Source organism: Psychrobacillus sp. FSL H8-0484 (assembly GCF_038005325.1).
GTDB lineage: Bacteria > Bacillota > Bacilli > Bacillales_A > Planococcaceae > Psychrobacillus.
Window position 1 is genome coordinate 2,802,307 of record NZ_JBBOSZ010000001.1, and the last position, 18,243, is coordinate 2,820,549.

General features: G+C 37.4%; 14 protein-coding genes and 1 other annotated feature. Of the genes, 2 read left to right on the forward strand and 12 right to left on the reverse strand.

Translation table 11 applies throughout. The features are described from left to right. Positions 1-77: 77 nt before the first annotated feature. On the reverse strand, positions 78-1,298 hold the full coding sequence (locus MHH81_RS13665; RefSeq protein ID WP_340922135.1) for a bifunctional folylpolyglutamate synthase/dihydrofolate synthase: 1,221 nt from the start codon (positions 1,296-1,298) through the stop codon (positions 78-80). Positions 1,299-1,385: 87 nt separating this feature from the next. Between MHH81_RS13665 and MHH81_RS13670 the strand changes: the two genes are divergently transcribed. Together MHH81_RS13670 and MHH81_RS13675 are read left to right on the forward strand one after the other, a co-directional pair. Next, on the forward strand, positions 1,386-2,264 hold the full coding sequence (locus tag MHH81_RS13670) for an ATP-grasp domain-containing protein (protein ID WP_340922137.1): 879 nt from the start codon (positions 1,386-1,388) through the stop codon (positions 2,262-2,264). Continuing rightward, positions 2,261-3,076: an ATP-grasp domain-containing protein gene (locus tag MHH81_RS13675; protein ID WP_340922139.1), complete on the forward strand. Its 816-nt coding sequence runs from the start codon at positions 2,261-2,263 to the stop codon at positions 3,074-3,076. The genes MHH81_RS13670 and MHH81_RS13675 overlap by 4 nt, the downstream gene beginning before the upstream one ends. Before the next feature lie 190 nt (positions 3,077-3,266). On the opposite strand, the gene MHH81_RS13680 is transcribed toward MHH81_RS13675, so the two are convergent. From MHH81_RS13680 to clpX, 11 genes are all read right to left on the reverse strand, one after another. Next, complete coding sequence (locus tag MHH81_RS13680) at positions 3,267-5,909, reverse strand: valine--tRNA ligase (protein WP_340922141.1); 2,643 nt, start codon at positions 5,907-5,909, stop codon at positions 3,267-3,269. 44 nt (positions 5,910-5,953) lie between these two features. Then, positions 5,954-6,180: a binding site (T-box leader), on the reverse strand. Positions 6,181-6,409: 229 nt separating this feature from the next. After that, the gene (locus MHH81_RS13685) at positions 6,410-7,051 is read right to left on the reverse strand and encodes a hypothetical protein (protein WP_340922143.1); all 642 of its coding nucleotides are present in this window, start codon (positions 7,049-7,051) and stop codon (positions 6,410-6,412) included. A gap of 88 nt (positions 7,052-7,139) precedes the next feature. After that, the gene (gene hemL, locus MHH81_RS13690) at positions 7,140-8,435 is read right to left on the reverse strand and encodes a glutamate-1-semialdehyde 2,1-aminomutase (protein WP_340922145.1); all 1,296 of its coding nucleotides are present in this window, start codon (positions 8,433-8,435) and stop codon (positions 7,140-7,142) included. Next, positions 8,435-9,418, reverse strand: coding sequence for a porphobilinogen synthase (gene hemB / locus MHH81_RS13695; protein ID WP_340922147.1), 984 nt, complete (start codon positions 9,416-9,418; stop codon positions 8,435-8,437). The genes hemL and hemB overlap by 1 nt, the downstream gene beginning before the upstream one ends. Next, positions 9,415-10,179 (reverse strand): uroporphyrinogen-III synthase, encoded by a 765-nt coding sequence (locus MHH81_RS13700; RefSeq protein WP_340922148.1) that lies wholly within the window; start codon positions 10,177-10,179, stop codon positions 9,415-9,417. The genes hemB and MHH81_RS13700 overlap by 4 nt, the downstream gene beginning before the upstream one ends. Beyond that, positions 10,172-11,101, reverse strand: coding sequence for a hydroxymethylbilane synthase (hemC, locus tag MHH81_RS13705; RefSeq protein WP_340922149.1), 930 nt, complete (start codon positions 11,099-11,101; stop codon positions 10,172-10,174). Before hemC ends, MHH81_RS13700 begins: the two co-directional genes overlap by 8 nt. 17 nt (positions 11,102-11,118) lie before the next feature. After that, on the reverse strand, positions 11,119-11,949 hold the full coding sequence (gene ccsA, locus MHH81_RS13710) for a cytochrome c biogenesis protein CcsA (RefSeq protein ID WP_340922150.1): 831 nt from the start codon (positions 11,947-11,949) through the stop codon (positions 11,119-11,121). Between the two features lie 79 nt (positions 11,950-12,028). Further along, a complete protein-coding gene (gene hemA / locus MHH81_RS13715; RefSeq protein WP_340922152.1) occupies positions 12,029-13,396 on the reverse strand; it encodes a glutamyl-tRNA reductase in 1,368 nt (455 codons plus the stop codon). A gap of 358 nt (positions 13,397-13,754) precedes the next feature. Then, positions 13,755-14,336, reverse strand: coding sequence for a ribosome biogenesis GTP-binding protein YihA/YsxC (gene yihA / locus MHH81_RS13720; RefSeq protein ID WP_340922154.1), 582 nt, complete (start codon positions 14,334-14,336; stop codon positions 13,755-13,757). Further along, positions 14,336-16,657, reverse strand: coding sequence for an endopeptidase La (gene lon, locus MHH81_RS13725; RefSeq protein WP_340922155.1), 2,322 nt, complete (start codon positions 16,655-16,657; stop codon positions 14,336-14,338). The genes yihA and lon overlap by 1 nt, the downstream gene beginning before the upstream one ends. A 185-nt stretch (positions 16,658-16,842) precedes the next feature. Next, positions 16,843-18,111 carry an ATP-dependent protease ATP-binding subunit ClpX gene (gene clpX / locus MHH81_RS13730; RefSeq protein ID WP_340922156.1) on the reverse strand — a complete coding sequence of 423 codons (1,269 nt, stop codon included), beginning with the start codon at positions 18,109-18,111 and terminating at the stop codon, positions 16,843-16,845. Between the last annotated feature and the right edge of the window lie 132 nt (positions 18,112-18,243).

Here is an 18,243-nt window from a genome sequence, read left to right on the forward strand (position 1 = left end):
AGTGTATTTTTATTGGTACTAATAGCACTTATCGAATAAATTATATCATGAAAATTCCAATTATTATTAACTACCTTTTACCTGTTTTTATCTTTAATTTCTGAAATAAAATAGAGAGACCCAGTGACAATAGTAATGTCTATTCTAGAATTTTCTTCTAAATTAATTTCACCTACATCTTTAGTAACACTTTTCGCACTGTGAGAACAGTGTTTATATAAAATAGATGCTGATAATGCTCTTTCATGATGAAAATCTACAAATTCAAAACTGGAGGCTACCTCCTCTAGCTTTCGCAACATGTATAGGTAGTCTTTATCTTTCAAAATACCGACAATAAAATGGATTCGTTTATTCGGAAATTGTTCCTTTATCGTATCCACTAAAGCGTCAATACTCGCTTTGTTATGAGCTCCATCGAAGTATACGTGTTCACTCATTTTTTCCATCCGACCTGGTAAGTAAGCCTTTTTAACAGCGGCTTGAACATGGCATTCCTTTAACGAAAAACTACTTTCTAATAGAGCAGTTATTGCTAGTGACATATTGGATAACTGATGTTCTCCTAACATTTGTGGGTACAAATGATGAAACTGGGTCTCTTCATATGTATAAGTATGTCCTCCTATAGAAAATGCTTTATTATATTCTATTACTATTGAATTCTTCTGTATTGCTTCTTCTAGGACTATTTTTTTTGCTTCAAAGGATAAAGCCCCTATTACTAATTTGCTATTATCTTTTAATATCCCTGCTTTATGCCAACTTATTTTTTCGACAGTATTCCCTAAAAAATTTGTATGGTCAATGGAAATGCTTGGAATGACCGCAACAGAACGATCTATCACATTCGTACTATCAAATCTACCGCCCATTCCTGCTTCTATAAAAACAACATCTAATGTTTCTTCTTCCAAAACGAGAAAAGCAACAACAGTCAACAATTCAAAATCGGTTAACATACCACTTAAGCCAGCTTGAAACATTTTTTGAAAAGCAAGATCCATTTGTTCCGGAGTCACAGGAACACCGTTCACTTGGATTTGATCGTGTACGTCGATAATGCTTGGAGATGTAAAAGAGCCATATGCAAGTCCATGTTCTTTTGCAATGGCGCTTAAAAATGCTATAGTAGATCCCTTTCCATTTGTACCTGCTATGTGGATTATGCGATGTTTTTTTTGTGGATTTCCAAGCTTGGCTAAAGCTTTTTGGATGGCTTCCAGTCCTGGCTTAATAATTGTCTCACTCTCTACTTTCCACTCTTTTTTATATAAATTAAAATTATTTATTTCCAACTACTCCACCCTATTCCCATTTTAGCAACTTTCGTGCTAAACTTCTTGTAAACATATTATAACACGTACCCGTGGAGGTCATTCATTATGCAGACATGTTGGATTGTTTATAACGGTAGTCTTACACATGATAAATTTATCGATCAAGCGCTCCTGCTTCAAGAAGCAGCTGAAAAGCAAGGAATTCAAGCAACATTAGTGAAAAACTATGAGCTCCTAATGAACGTTCAGCAAAGTTTACATGCAAAACCCGATTTTGTTGTTTTTCTTGATAAAGATATTTTACTTGCACAATATTTGAAAAATGAAGGCATACCCGTCTTTAATGACCCAGAAGTTATTGAAATTTGTGATAATAAAGCGCGACAATATATGGCGTTAGCCAAAGCACAAGTTCCAATGCCTCTCACAATTATTGCTCCAAAAGTGTATCCAGATTGCTCGATTCAGCATACAGGTTATTATGAACAGGTACTACAAACAATTCCACTTCCAATGATCATCAAAGAAGCGCATGGCTCATTTGGAATGAAAGTTTATTTAATAGAGACAAGAGAGCAGTTTTTTGAAAAAGTCGAAGAATTAAGAGGAATTGAATACGTATTTCAAGAATTTATAGCTTCGAGCAGAGGCCGTGATATTCGTGTGAATGTTGTCGGTGGACAAGTAGTTGCTTGCATGCATCGCCACTCTGAAACTGATTTCCGTGCCAATATTACAAATGGAGGTACTGCATCTCAGATTATCCTTACCGAAAGACAAAAAGAAGTTGCTATTCAAGCCGCTCAAGCATTAAATGCAGAATTTGCAGGAGTCGATTTATTGTTTGGTGAAAATGAAGAACCACTTGTTTGTGAAGTAAACGGCGTTGCCCATATTCGTAATATATATAATGTAACAGGCATTAACGTAGGAGATGCGATGATTAGTTACATTCTGTCTAAAGTAAGGATCGCTGCAATATGAACGGCTTACTAATCTACGAACCAAAAGAAATAGAACGAAATAGTAGTTTCATAGACCGTTTAATAATAGCTGCAGAAAATCTTGGTCATACACTTTCTGTTGTAGATGATCAGCAGTCTACTATTCCAGAGGCTGAGTTTATATTTTTTAGAGCTAGAAACCCAAAGCTTTCAAAGCAATTAGAACAACGAAATATTCCCATGTTCAATCGCGCAGAAGTGAATGTGATTGCCAATGATAAATGGAAAGCAATGCAGCTCGTTCAGCTTCTTGGCATAGCTACTGTACCAACTAAGAAAATACAAAGCATCTCAGAGATTTCCGAGTATCCTGTCGTTTTAAAAACAACGGATGGCCATGGTGGAATGCAGGTAGAGCTTTTTCATATGAAAGAAGATGCAGAGGCTTTTATAAAACAATATAATTCTCAAACGATTATTGCCCAAACATATATAGAAACAAATGCTACTGATGTACGCGTATTTATGCTCGGTACGCAAGTTATAGGTGCCGTGAAAAGAATTGGCGCTGAGAATAGCTTTAAATCGAATTTCACACTCGGTGGAACCGTCGAAAAATATATGTTGGACTCTCAGCAACTAGCTGATGTAGAAAAAATAGCAAAAGCATTAAAAAGTGACTATATTGGAATCGACTTTCTCTTATTACCGAACGGTGGCTGGCTATTCAATGAAATAGAAGATCCAGTTGGTGCTAGATCTTATTTCCATACAACGCAAAAAGACATTGCTATACCTATCATGGAGTATATCCATAATCAATTAACGAAAAAAGAGTGCGCCTCCATCTAAATGAGGCTGCACTCTTTTTTCGTTAATGTTTTTTCTAACTAAACGAGCAAGATTACCGAAAAAAGAATGGAGGGTCGTGACTCAAGTCACGACCCTCCATTCGAAATTATCCCACGGTAATCATGTAGCCAAAGTCCGTCCAAAGCACTCCGGAAACAATGGCATACAAGCTTAGTTCTTAAAGCTCTACTTACAGGTTTTTCAGTTCTTCTAATCGTTTTAACACAGTTGCGTGTTTTTCTAGATAATCTTGTTCTTTCGCACGTTCTTCTGCAACAACTGCTTCAGGCGCTTTGGAAACGAAGCGTTCATTGGACAATTTCCCTTGAACTAGCTTCACTTCTTTTGCCCATTTTTCTAATTCTTTTTCTAAACGTGCTTTTTCTGCATCGATATCAATTAGTCCTTGTAAAGGAAGGAATAATTCTGCTCCTGTTACTACGGTCGACATACATTGACCTGGTGCTTCAATATTTTGACCAATTACAAGTGGTTCTGGGTTACAGAAACGCTCTAGATATTTTGCATTTGCTTCTAATACTGCAAGAGTTTCTGCATCTTTAGCTGAAATGTACAATGGCACTTTTTTACTCATTGGTGTTTGTACTTCTGATCGGATATTACGTACAGAACGGATAATTTCAGCAAGTAGCTTCATGCTAGCAGCTTCTTCTTTATTCGAAAGAGCTTCGTTTACAGTTGGCCATGCAGCTACTGTTATGGACTCTCCTTCATGTGGAAGGTTTTGCCAAATTTCTTCTGTGATGAATGGCATGAATGGATGCAATAAGCGCATCGTGTTATCTAGTACATAAGCTAGAACAGAACGTGTCATTTTCTTCGCTTCTTCATCTTCCCCATTTAGTGGTAGTTTCGCCATTTCGATGTACCAGTCACATAAATCATCCCAGATGAAGTTATACAGGGCACGACCTACTTCACCAAACTCATACTTCTCTGAAAGTCTTGTTACTTGTTCAATTGTTTCGTTCAAACGAGTTAATATCCAAGCATCTGCAACGGATTTTTTCCCATCCAAATTAATCTCTTCAAATTTCAAGCCGTCCATATTCATTAATGCAAATCGAGAAGCATTCCATATCTTATTAGCAAAGTTCCAAACTGCTTCTACTTTTTCTGTAGAATAACGTAAATCTTGCCCTGGAGATGAACCTGTACTTAAGAAATATCGAAGTGAATCGGCACCGTATTGCTCGATTACTTCCATTGGATCAATACCATTACCAAGTGATTTCGACATTTTGCTTCCATCTTCTGCACGAACAAGTCCATGAATTAATACATCTTCAAATGGACGAGTTTCTGTAAATTCTATCCCTTGGAAAATCATACGAGAAACCCAGAAGAATATAATATCATAACCGGTAACAAGTGTATTCGTTGGATAATACTTTTTAAACTCTTCGTTTTCTGTATTAGGCCAACCTAATGTCGAGAACGGCCAAAGTGCAGAAGAGAACCAAGTATCTAAAACATCATCTTCTTGTTTCCAATTTTCAGCATCTGCTGGAGCTTCGTGTCCAACATATATTTCTCCTGTTTCTTTATGATACCAAGCAGGAATTCGATGTCCCCACCATAATTGTCTAGAGATACACCAATCATGAAGGTTTTCCATCCAGCGTAAGTATGTTTTCTCAAAGCGATCTGGTACGAAGTTTACTTTTTCTTCTGTTTGTTGTAATTTGATTGCTTCTTCAGCTAGTGGTTGCATTTTAACAAACCATTGCGTTGATAAATATGGTTCTACAACTGCTCCACTGCGCTCTGAATGTCCTACTGAATGCATATGTTCTTCGATTTTGAATAAAACACCAGCGTCTTGTAAATCTTTTACGATTTGTTTACGGCAAGCAAAACGGTCCATTCCATCATAAATTGCTGCGTTTTTATTCATTGTACCGTCTTCATTCATAACTAAAATACGTTCTAAATTATGACGATTTCCGATTTCAAAGTCGTTAGGGTCATGTGCAGGTGTAATTTTTACTGCTCCACTACCAAATTCCATATCTACGTAGTCATCCCCAACGATTGGAATTTCACGACCAACGATAGGGAGCTTTACTGTTTTACCGATTAAATGTTTGTAACGGTCATCTTCTGGATGAACTGCAACCGCAGTATCACCTAGCATTGTTTCAGGGCGAGTAGTCGCAACGTCGATTGAACCAGTACCATCTGCAAGTGGGTAATGCATATGATAGAATGCACCCTGTACATCTTTATGAATTACTTCGATATCAGAGAGTGCAGTTTTTGTTGCAGGATCCCAGTTAATAATATATTCACCACGGTAAATCAGCCCTTTATTGTACAGCTTCACGAATACTTCTTTTACTGCGTTTGAAAGACCTTCGTCTAATGTAAAGCGTTCTCGAGAGTAGTCTAAGCCTAAACCTAGTTTTGACCATTGTGCACGAATATGACCTGCATACTCTTCTTTCCATTTCCATGTTTCTTCGACAAATTTTTCACGTCCTAAATCATAGCGAGAAATATTTTCCGAACGTAGCTTTTCTTCTACTTTTGCTTGTGTCGCAATACCTGCATGGTCCATACCAGGTAGCCATAATGCGTCGTATCCTTGCATACGCTTCATACGAATAATAATATCTTGCAGAGTTGTATCCCATGCGTGCCCTAAATGTAATTTTCCTGTTACATTCGGGGGCGGTATTACGATTGTATAAGGCTTCTTATCGCTTTCTGGATGTGCTTCGAAGTATTTCCCTTCTAGCCACCACTCGTAGCGACCTTTTTCAATTGACTGTGGATCATACTTCGTTGGCATCGTTGTTTCATTTGTCATTTTCTGTTCCTCCTAAAAAAGAATATAAAAAAACTCCATTCGTCTTAAAGGACGAAGGAGTTTGTTCGCGGTACCACCTTTATTCGCAGATGCAAAAGTACGCATCACGCTCTCAATTCGATAACGGCTTCAAACCGGTATTTGCTACTATTAGTTCACAAATACTGCTCGTGGGCTACCTTCAAATGGTGGTTCACAGAAACATTTCAGCAAATTGTTTCCTTTCTTTTGAAAACCAGTTCATTTTACTCTTCCCATTCATAGCATCTATATATAGTTGTTTATATTGTATCGAATACTATTATATGCCGTCAAGTCCAGTCTTGCGAAAGGAGGATATTATCATGAGAAAAGGGCCTAGATATAACCCGTATTTACTACCTGAGTGGCTTCGTAGAACACGTTTTTATTGTAAAGGGATAATTATTCCTATTTGTGGTTTCCAAACCATACGTGTATTAATTATTCCTACTACTTGGGATATTCTTTTACTTATCTTTCTACTCTTCTTCTGCTTTTTGTTTTACAAAGACATAATTTGATGGGAAAGTAAGCTTTGAATATCCATCATCTAAATTTAAAATAAATTGAAGCTCCGATTCCTCTAGATTCTCGCTTTCTTCTTGTACCTGTGCGTTCAATTCTTTTGTTTCTTTTTGTGCTACCTGAGCTACCTGTTCTTCCTGTTCTTCCTGTGCTACTGCTTCTTGTACGTCAGCTTTTACTATTTGTTCTTTTGACGTTTCGTATTCACAGTTTACTATCCAAGATATTTCAATACCTTCATGGCCTGTCGTTTTTGAATTGACATTTTGGACGCTTAAGCTAGGTGTGCTACCTGCTTGGATTTTTTGTTTACTTATATCTACGCTCATTGGTACTGCATATTCAAAATATCCAAGCTCTCCTTGCACATCTAGATCCTCAATTTGAGTAAAATCACCTGTCCCATGATGGGCATGTTCTCCCTCTTCAAACCTAACGTAACAAGTAATATGATAGATACCACCAATTTGAATCGCGTCTTCTACTTCACTTTGCTCATATTGTGGAGTTACTTTCACCGTTTTAATTTCTTTTGGTATCCCAAAACTTTGGGGAAAACGAAATTGCTCTTTTACTTCCCAATTTTTCACTTCCATTTGTCATCCTCCTTCATATAGGACAACTTATGTAAACACATTGGAAAATATGAAAAAGCCTCGCAATATATGCAAGGCTTTTTACAAATTATTTAGCTGATAATTTTTCAAACACTGTATGGAAAGCTTGAACAGTCTTTTCAATATGCTCCTCTGTGTGGGCACTAGATAAGAACATTCCTTCAAACTGGGAAGGTGGTAAATAAATACCTTCCTCCGCCATCAAACGGAAATATTTCGCAAATAAATCTAAATCCGAGTTTTTCGCCTGATCGTAGCAGATTACGTCCTCATTGGTAAAGAAGAAACCAATCATTGATCCTGCGCGATTCACGGTATGTGGTATATCATATTTCGTTGCTGCTTCACGGAAACCTTTTTCCAGTAAGTCACCAAGTTTAATGAAATACTCATATGATCCTTCGTTTAAACGCGTTAATGTTTCATATCCTGCAGTCATGGCAAGTGGATTACCAGAAAGTGTTCCAGCCTGATAGACAGAGCCACTTGGCGCAATCATTTCCATGATTTCGCGTTTCCCACCGAAAGCACCAACTGGTAACCCTCCACCGATTACTTTCCCTAGACATGTTAAGTCAGGAGTAATACCGAAATAGCCTTGTGCACAATTATATCCAACACGGAAGCCAGTCATCACTTCATCAAAAATTAATACTGTTCCATTTTGCTCTGTTAGTTCGCGTAGACCTTCTAAGAACCCTTCTACTGGAGGAACAACACCCATATTTCCTGCAACTGGTTCAACGATTACTGCTGCTAAATCGTCCCCAAAGTTTTCGAATACGTAACGAACGCTCTCTAAATCATTAAAAGGTACTGCAATCGTGTTTTTCGCAATGGATTCAGGAACACCTGGACTATCTGGTAAGCCTAGTGTAGCCACACCCGAACCCGCTTTAATTAGTAAGCTATCTCCATGACCATGGTAGCAGCCTTCAAATTTTAAAATTTTGTTTCTTCCTGTAAACCCACGCGCTAAACGAAGTGCGCTCATTGTTGCTTCTGTGCCTGATGAAACCATACGTACCATTTCAATGGATGGGACGCGTTCCATCACAAGTTTGGCAAGTTTATTTTCAATTAATGTAGAGGCTCCAAAGCTAGTGCCTGTTTCAGCCACTTGTTGGATCGCTTTCACTACATTTGGCTCTGTATGACCTAAAATTAGAGGTCCCCATGATAATACATAATCGATGTATTCATTGCCATCTATATCTGTTAAAATTGCTCCTTTTCCACTCTCCATGAAAATAGGGTCCATATCTACGGATTTAAATGCACGGACTGGACTATTTACGCCACCTGGCATTAGCTCTTTCGCTTCTGCAAATGCCTGCTTGGATAATTCATATGATTTGGTCATTATTTCTCCTCCAACCAACGCGCTACGTCTTTAGCATGATACGTTAAAATAATATCTGCTCCTGCACGTTTCATTCCTGTTAACGTTTCTAAAACAATTTCTTTTTCGTTAATCCAACCATTGATAGCAGCAGCTTTCACCATTGCATATTCTCCACTTACATTATACGCAACGATTGGAGTTGCAAAGTTATTTTTCACATCACGAATAATGTCTAAGTAAGAAAGTGCTGGTTTCACAATTAAGAAATCGGCTCCTTCTTCGATATCAGATGTTGCTTCACGTATTGCTTCCATACGATTAGAGTAATCCATTTGATATGTTTTACGGTCGCCAAATTTCGGTGCTCCGTCTGCAGCTTCACGGAAAGGTCCGTAATAGGCTGAGGCATATTTTACTGCATAAGACATAATTGGCACATCTGCAAAACCTGCCTCATCTAAACCGTGACGAATAGCAGCAACAAAGCCGTCCATCATATTGGAAGGCGCAATAATATCCGCACCCGCTTGTACTTGACTAATTGCTGTTTTTGCCAATAAATCAAGTGATGGGTCATTTAGAATTCTTTCATTTGCATCCACTACTCCGCAGTGACCATGATCGGTAAACTCGCAAAGACAAGTATCTGCAATAACTACTAATTGAGGATGACGCTCTTTAATAAAGCGAATTGCTTTTTGCACGATGCCATGATCATGATACGCCTGTGTACCAACCGCATCTTTCACAGCTGGAAGTCCAAATAAAATGACAGAAGGAATACCTAGTGAAACTACCTCGTCCACTTCTTCTCCTAAACGATCTAGTGAAAATTGAAAAACACCCGGCATAGAAGCTACTGGATTTTTAATATTTTCTCCATCCATGACGAAAATCGGATAAATTAAATCTTCTTTATGTAAGTAAGTTTCTTTTACCATAGCTCGTAGGCCAGCTGATTGTCTTAAACGACGATGACGTTGAAAAAATAATTCTGTCATTGCTCTCTCCCTTTCCATTGCGCTAATTTATTGACTACTTCTGTTAAAGTGTATGTGTCTGGCATTACATGAACTGTAACACCTAATGATTTTAAATAGTCTTTCGTAATATGTCCAATTGCACATATCGTGTAGCGATTATAACCCAAATATTGTCCAATACTTTGGTGAAATACTTTGGCAGTGGATGGACTTGTAAAAATAATCGAGCAGCTTTGGTCACTTTCTAAAAGTTTTCGTACTTGCTCCTTATTTTCTTCCAATTCCACTGTTTCGTAAATCGTCCAGACGTCTACAACATTGGGTAAACCATCTGAGATTGTATTCTTTGCAAGATTCCCTCTAAAAAATAAACAAGTATCATCCGCTGAGACGAAAGCAGGAAATTCCCGCACAAATTCATCGGCGCTAAACGTTTTTGGAGTAAAATCTACAGTAAAGCCTATTCTCTCCATAGCAGAAGCTGTTTGAGAGCCAACTACAGCAATTCTCGCTTGAAAAAACGAGATATCTAGCTTATAGCGTTTCATTTTTTCATGAAAAGCCTGCACGCTGCTTTGACTCGTAAAAATAAACCAATTGTACATTTGGCTTTCTAGAAGCTTCTTTTCATCCTCTGTCGAAACGATCTCTGCTGTTGATATAAGTGGTGCAATTACCGCTGTTCCACCAAGCCCTGAGGTAAGGTCCGCTGCTTCTTTTGATCTTGGTATTCCAGTAAAGATGACAAACTCATCCTGCAAAGGAAAGACTTTAGACATTTAAATCTGCCTTAACTTTTTGGATTAGTTCGTATGCTCCTTGCTCTGTAATAAGACGAGCAACTTCTTTACCAGCTGCTTCTGCATCCTTACCTGTGATTACTTCTTTGTATACAATAGATGCATCTGGAGCTGCAACTAAACCTGTAATTGTAATTTCATCACCATTGATCGTCGCATAGCCTGCAATCGGCACTTGACATCCACCGTCCATAGCTGCTAAAAATGCTCGTTCCGCATGAACAGCATTCCATGTATCTTCATCGGAAAGCTTACGAAGTTCTGCTAATAACTCAGCGTCATCCTCACGACATTCTATCGCAAGAGCCCCTTGTCCAACAGCCGGCACACAATCTTCAGTTGATAAATATTCCGTTACTACTTCATCACTCCAACCAAGACGTTTTAGTCCTGCTGCCGCTAAGATAATAGCATCATATTCGCCATCTTTCAGCTTTTGTAATCGAGTATCTACATTCCCACGAATCCATTTAATTTCGATATCCGGACGTAATAATAATAATTGCGCACTTCTTCTTAAACTACTTGTTCCCACAATAGCACCTGATGGAAGGTCCGCAAATTTCACATTACCAGTAGAGATAAATGCATCACGCTCGTCAACCCGTTTAGGCGTACATCCCATGACTAATCCTGCTGGTAATACAGATGGCATATCTTTCATACTATGTACTGCAAAGTCAATTTCTTTATCATATAAAGCTTGTTCAATCTCTTTTACAAAAAGCCCTTTACCCCCAACTTTAGATAACGTTACATCTAAGATTTGGTCCCCTTTTGTAACAATTTCTTTCACTTCAAATTCAAAGGGAGCTCCCATATCTTTCATTTGTTGAATAAACCAGTTGGTTTGTGTCAGAGCTAATTTACTTCTTCTAGAACCTACGATAATTTTACGCATTATTTCGCTACCTCTCTTTAATACCATAAATGGAATTGTGATAATTGACTACCCAATAAAAAATTTATTAAGACAAATAAAAATGCATATATGTGAATCCAAGCATAGTTTGTCCCGATAAAAGTTGCTCGTTTCCTAAGTAATAGCACAACAATATAAATAACTAATACTATAAAGGAATTGACAATCTTGAAATCAAAAATAGAGAACATTTCTATTGATACATATCCCCATTGTAACCCTAGAACTAAACTTACAAACAATAAAGGAATGCCAGTCACAATGGACATTGTCATGCCATTCTCCGCTTGATTCAGGGAGGGTAATCTTGAAAATTGCTTTGTCCACTTTTTCTTTTTTAAAACTCGAAACAATATCAAGTATAAAATAGAAAAAACAAACGCTAAAGCAAAAGCTGCATATGCTAAAAATGCAAACGTGATATGAATAAATAATAATTCAGATCGAAGTGCATCACCAACATGAGACTGTTCCATTTGATTTGGTGCAAATGTGTGGATGGTCATAAAGATGAACCCAATGATATTCAAAAAGAATGCTGGCAAATCTAAACGAAATACGAATTGTAGCACAAGTGACAACAAAATGATTAGCCATGCATAAAAGTAAATCCCCTCAAATAAGGAGAGTATTGGAAAGCGCTTCATTTCCACCATATACATAACCAAGAACACCGTTTGCAATAACCACACAATGGAGAGCAGCCCCACTGCAATGCGATGAGCTAGACGCTCTTTATTCAAATAATCAATAAAATAAAAAACAAGGCTAACGGATTGGAGGATGACCATTATCTCGTGTAGCCTTGTCATCGTCAAATCAGACATACTATTCTCCCTTTACACAATAAAAAGGCGTTTCATATATCTATTAGTTTCCATAAGATACAAAAACGCCTCCCTTTACTTAGTTAAATGATAAATTTCCTTCTAAATCTTTTGATTCCACCAGTGACTGTTTTAAATTAATTTTCGCTTTTTCTGCTTGAACGACAATTTCATTTTGCACATCTTCTTCAATTCCGAAAATCTGTTGGAATAGTTTAAGCTGGTCAGCTGACCCTTTTCCTGTAGATAATTCTTTTACCTGCAAGATTGGATCTTTTATAAGTTGGTTAATAATCGATTTCGTATGCTTATTTAGAATTTTTCGTTCACGATCGGTTAAATTCGGCATTTTATTTTCAATAGAATTCATCGTTTCCGTTTGAATTCTATTCGCTTTTTGGCGCAACGCCGAAATAATTGGTACGACCCCAAGTGTTGTTACCCAATCATTAAATTGAACAATTTCTGCTTCAATCATTTTATTAATTTGTGCTGCAGCACGTTCACGTTCCGCTAAGTTTGCTTCTACAATTCCTTGTAGATCATCGATGTCGTATAAGAATACATTTGGTAAATCACCAATACGTGGATCTAAATCACGAGGTACAGCAATATCTACCATAAATAATGGTTTCCCTTTACGCAAGCGATCAACAAATTGCATTAATTCAAAGTCAATAACATATTCTGTTGCGCCAGTTGAACTGATTAGAATATCAGCTTCGAGCAATGCACATTGAAGCTCGTCCATTGGCTTGGCGTTTCCATCAAACTTAGCCGCAAGCTCTTTCGCTTTTTCAAATGTACGGTTAATTACCGTCACTCTTCCTGCACCACTTCCGTGCAAGTTTTGAATCGCAAGCTCTCCCATTTTCCCTGCACCTAAAATCACGACATGCTTATTGTTTAAAGAACCGAAAATTTTCTTTCCTAGTTCTACTGCTGCATAAGAAACTGAAACAGCATTTTCACCAATTCCCGTTTCCGCATGGGCACGTTTTGCAAACGTCACTGCTTGTTTAAATAATTGGTTGAAAACAGTACCTGTTGTTCCATTTTCTTGTCCATTTAGAAAGCTCTTTTTTACTTGTCCTAGAATTTGTGTTTCACCAAGTACCATCGAATCAATACCTGCTATTACACGAAATAAATGATTATTCGCTTGGTCGTCCTCGTGAATAATCAAATAGCTAGACAGGTCTTCTAAAGGTATATCAAACCAATTGGCTAAAAACTGCTTTACATAGTATTTCCCTGTATGCAATTGATCTACGGTTGCATAAATCTCCGTACGATTACAAGTAGAGACTATGACGTTTTCTAATACACTTTTTTGATCCTGTAATGCTTGCATCGCATTCGGTAGCTCATTTTCAACAAATGACAGCTTTTCTCGAATTTCGACAGGAGCAGTACGGTAATTGACACCAACCACGATTGTATGCATGGAATCATGTCACCCTTTCACGTTCATTTCATAGTCCTATTATATCATAGCTTTTCTTTCATTTATTATACATTTGTGAACAAGCTATGAAATGTTAATTAGAATTATTATAAATTAATAATAGCAAATACTATATACCGATACAATCATTCTGCCCAAATTTATTGAAGTCTAACTATTCTAAAAAACTAATTAATAAATTTCTAACTAACCCCATTAAAAGGACGCTATCTTGCATAACAGTACAAAATATTAAAACTGGTCGTATAGAAAATATAATTTCCTAAAGACCAGTTCTAATCTTACATTATAGTTAGATACTTAGAACGAATAAAGTGCGTTTAACAACAGTATGTAATTACATTCTGCTCTCTATTTCTGCCCAAGCAGCGTCAAAGCCTAATCCTGTTTCCGATGAAAATACAATTAATGGGTCATTTTTGTCCATTTGCAATTCATCTTTTACCATCTTTTTATGCTTATCCCATTTCCCTTTAGGAATTTTATCGGCCTTTGTTGCAATTACGATACAAGGGATATTGTAGTGCTTCAAAAAGTCGTACATCATGCAATCATCAGCACTTGGTGGATGTCTTAAATCGACAATTACTACAACCGCTTTTAACACATTACGAGAGGTAAAATACGTCTCAATCATTTTACCCCACGCTGCACGCTCTGATTTTGATACTTTCGCGTAACCATATCCAGGTACATCCACAAAAATTAAATCTTCCTCCAGCTTATAAAAATTTAATGTTTGTGTTTTCCCTGGTTTAGATGAAATACGCGCCATGCTTTTTCGACCAATCATTTTATTAATGAAAGAAGATTTCCCAACATTCGAACGTCCTGCTAGAGCAAATTCGGGTAAGTCCCCTTCTGGATATTGAGCTGGTCTTACAGCACTTATAAGTAGTTCTACGTTATGAATTTTCATTATTTTGCCTCCTCTAATGCTATTTGAAGCACCTCTTCAGCATCGGAAACAAAATGAAACGTTAATACTTCGCGAACACTTTCCGGAATATCTTCAATATCGCGTTCATTGTCTTGTGGACAAATGATAGTCGTTAAACCTGCGCGATGTGCACTTAATGTTTTTTCTTTTAAACCGCCGATCGGTAATACTCGGCCTCTCAGTGTTACTTCTCCAGTCATCCCCACTTCACGACGAATTGGACGTTTCGACAAAGCGGAAACTAAAGCAGTAACCATTGTTACTCCCGCAGAAGGTCCATCTTTCGGAACCGCTCCTTCTGGAACATGAATATGAATATCCTTGTTTTCATGGAAGGTTGGATCAATTCCAAATGCTTCTGCTTTTGAGCGAACATAAGATAATGCAGTTTGAGCAGATTCTTTCATGACATCGCCAAGCTTACCTGTCAATTGGAGTTTGCCTGTTCCAGCCGATAACGACACTTCTATTTGAAGTGTATCTCCACCGACCGTTGTGTATGCAAGTCCTGTTGCCACTCCAATTTGATTTTCTGTTTCTGCTTGTCCATATCGGAATTTTCTTTTACCAATGATGTCTTCTAAATTTTTGGTCGTAATCGATACACGCTTTTTATCAAGGGAAACAATTTGAAGTGCGGCTTTTCGGCAAATATTTGCCATCACACGCTCTAAACTTCGTACCCCAGCTTCTCGTGTATAATATCGAATAACATCTAATAGAGCGTCCTCTTTAACTTGAAGCTGCGATTTCTTCAAACCATGTTCTTTTAATTGCTTTGGTAATAAATGATTTTTCGCAATAGAAAGCTTCTCGATTTCCGTGTACCCTGCAATAGAAATAATTTCCATACGGTCTCTTAATGGACCTGGAATGGTACTTAGATCATTGGCAGTGGCAATAAATAATACATTGGATAAATCATATGTTTCTTCAATATAATGGTCACTAAACGTATTATTTTGTTCAGGATCAAGCACTTCTAACATCGCTGCAGAAGGGTCTCCTCTAAAATCATTGGACATTTTATCAATTTCATCTAATAAAATAAGTGGATTGATCGTCCCTGCTTTTTTCATCCCTTGAATAATACGACCCGGCATCGAACCTACATAAGTTCTACGATGCCCTCGAATTTCCGATTCATCACGAACCCCGCCTAATGAAATCCGAACAAAATTACGTCCCAAAGATTCCGCAATTGACTTTGCAAGCGAAGTTTTCCCTACTCCAGGTGGTCCAGCTAAACAAAGAATTGGTCCACGCAAGGATTTCGTTAATTGGCGAACAGCTAAATATTCTAGTATTCGTTCTTTTACAGGTTCTAATCCATCGTGATCACGATTTAAAATTTGTTCAGAACGCTTAATATCTAACTGATCTTCCGTTGATTTTGACCATGGAATAGAAACAATCCATTCAATATAATTCCGAATGACACCACTTTCTGGTGCTTGAGTCGGTAATTTTTCATAACGCCCCAATTCTTTTAAGACATTCATTTTAGTTGTTTCTGGAAGACCCGCTTTTTCAATTCGCTTCTTCAACTCTGCAACTTCACCAGTTTTACCTTCTTTGTCGCCAAGCTCTGTTTGAATTGCCTTCATTTGTTCTCGAAGATAAAACTCTTTTTGCGTTCTTTCCATTGCATTTTTAACACGTGTATGAATTTTCTTTTCTAAATTTAGTATCTCTTGTTCGTTATACAATTGACCTATTAGCGTTTCTATACGTTCTTTTACATCTATTATTTCTAAAATTTCTTGTTTGCCAGAAAATTTCAGCGGCAAACTTGATGCAACCATATCAGCTAATCGACCAGGTTCCTGTATTTCTGCAACGGATAAATACGTTTCTTCCGATACATGCTTTGATGCCTTTGAATACTTTTCAAAATTATGTAATAAAGTACGCATTAGCGCTTCGTCTTCTTTGTCTGCTGTTTTCGGTTCACTATATGCAGTTACAGTTACCTCATCAAATGTTTCTGTGACTTTATAATCGTCCCAAATCGCTCGTTGCAAACCCTCTACTAAGACTCTCATTGTTCCATTTGGTAACTTCACGATTTGCTTAATATGCGCTAAAATACCGACATTATATAATTCTGGTTCAGTCGGTTGTTCTATGCTCATATCTCTCTGAGCAGAAAGAAATAATTTTTCTTCACGCTCCATTGCTTCATTTAAAGCTGCGATTGAACGATCGCGTCCAATATCTATATGCAGAATCATGGTTGGATATAAAAATAATCCTCTTAGTGGTAATAATGGATAATATGTCACATTGTTTTTTGTCATCTGGGGAAGTCACCTCCATCTTATTCTGTCCGATTTATCAAGTAATAATACAGTTACAGCGTATCATTTAAGGAATGTATTATTAACCGACAGTTAATACGAATCCTCACATAAGGAGAAAAAGCTGACATCCTTGCTTACGCTAAGCACGCGTAGTTTGGAAGCCAGCTTCTTCAATGGCTAATTTAAGCCGATGTTTTTTCGTTATCTTTTTCTACTTCAGTTCCATCTGCTAATAATAGCTTTGGATGTGTGTGATCTGTAATTGTTTCTTTCGTCACAACACATTCCACAATATCTTCACGTGAAGGTAGTTCGTACATCACATCTAACATCGTGTTTTCTATGATAGAACGAAGACCACGAGCACCTGTTTTACGTTCGATAGCTTGCTTTGCAATCTCCACTAATGCATCATCTTCAAATGTTAACTTAACATTATCCAATTCAATCATTTTTTGATATTGCTTTACAAGTGCGTTTTTAGGCTCAGTTAATATTTGTACAAGCGCTTTATCATCTAACTGCTCTAAGCTTGCAAGTACTGGTAAACGACCAATAAACTCTGGGATAAGTCCAAATTTCAATAAATCCTCTGGGATTAACTGAGCAAGTACAGAACCCGCTTCCACTTGAGCTTTGTTTGGATCTGCACCGAAACCAATCACTTTTTCACCTAGGCGACGCTTAATAATTTGTTCAATTCCATCAAATGCTCCTCCAACGATAAATAAAATATTCGTTGTGTCGATTTGAATGAATTCTTGGTGTGGATGCTTCCGTCCGCCTTGCGGTGGAACACTAGCCACTGTACCTTCCAAGATTTTAAGAAGTGCTTGTTGAACACCTTCACCTGAAACATCTCGAGTAATCGAAGGATTTTCAGATTTACGTGCTACTTTATCTATTTCGTCGATATAGATTATCCCTTTTTCTGCTCGTTCAATGTCGTAGTCTGCAGATTGAATAAGCTTTAATAGAATATTCTCTACATCTTCTCCAACATATCCTGCTTCCGTTAAAGAAGTAGCGTCAGCAATAGCAAATGGTACGTTCAATATACGCGCTAAAGTTTGAGCTAATAATGTTTTACCACTACCTGTAGGACCAATTAAAACTATATTTGATTTGGATAGTTCTACTTCATCAATTACGCTATTGGAATTAATGCGTTTGTAATGGTTATAGACAGCAACAGCAAGTGATTTTTTTGCTCGTTCTTGGCCAATTACATACTCATTTAGAATAGCTAAAATCTCTTTTGGTTTTGGAACTTCTTTAAATTCTACTGCTTCTTCTATTCCAAGTTCTTCCTCTACGATTTCAGAACACAAATCGATACATTCATCACAAATATATACACCTGGTCCCGCAACTAGCTTGCGAACTTGCTCTTGTGGTTTTCCACAAAAAGAACATTTTAAATTCCCTTTTTCATCATTGAATTTAAACAAAATATTCACCCCTATTCAAGCCATTATCTTACAAGATTCTTAACACGGAATCAAATAATAAGTTTAAGTATGTTTTATACGACAGGTACACTATGTATGGTATAAAACAAGGCACAGACAATTTCCTGTACC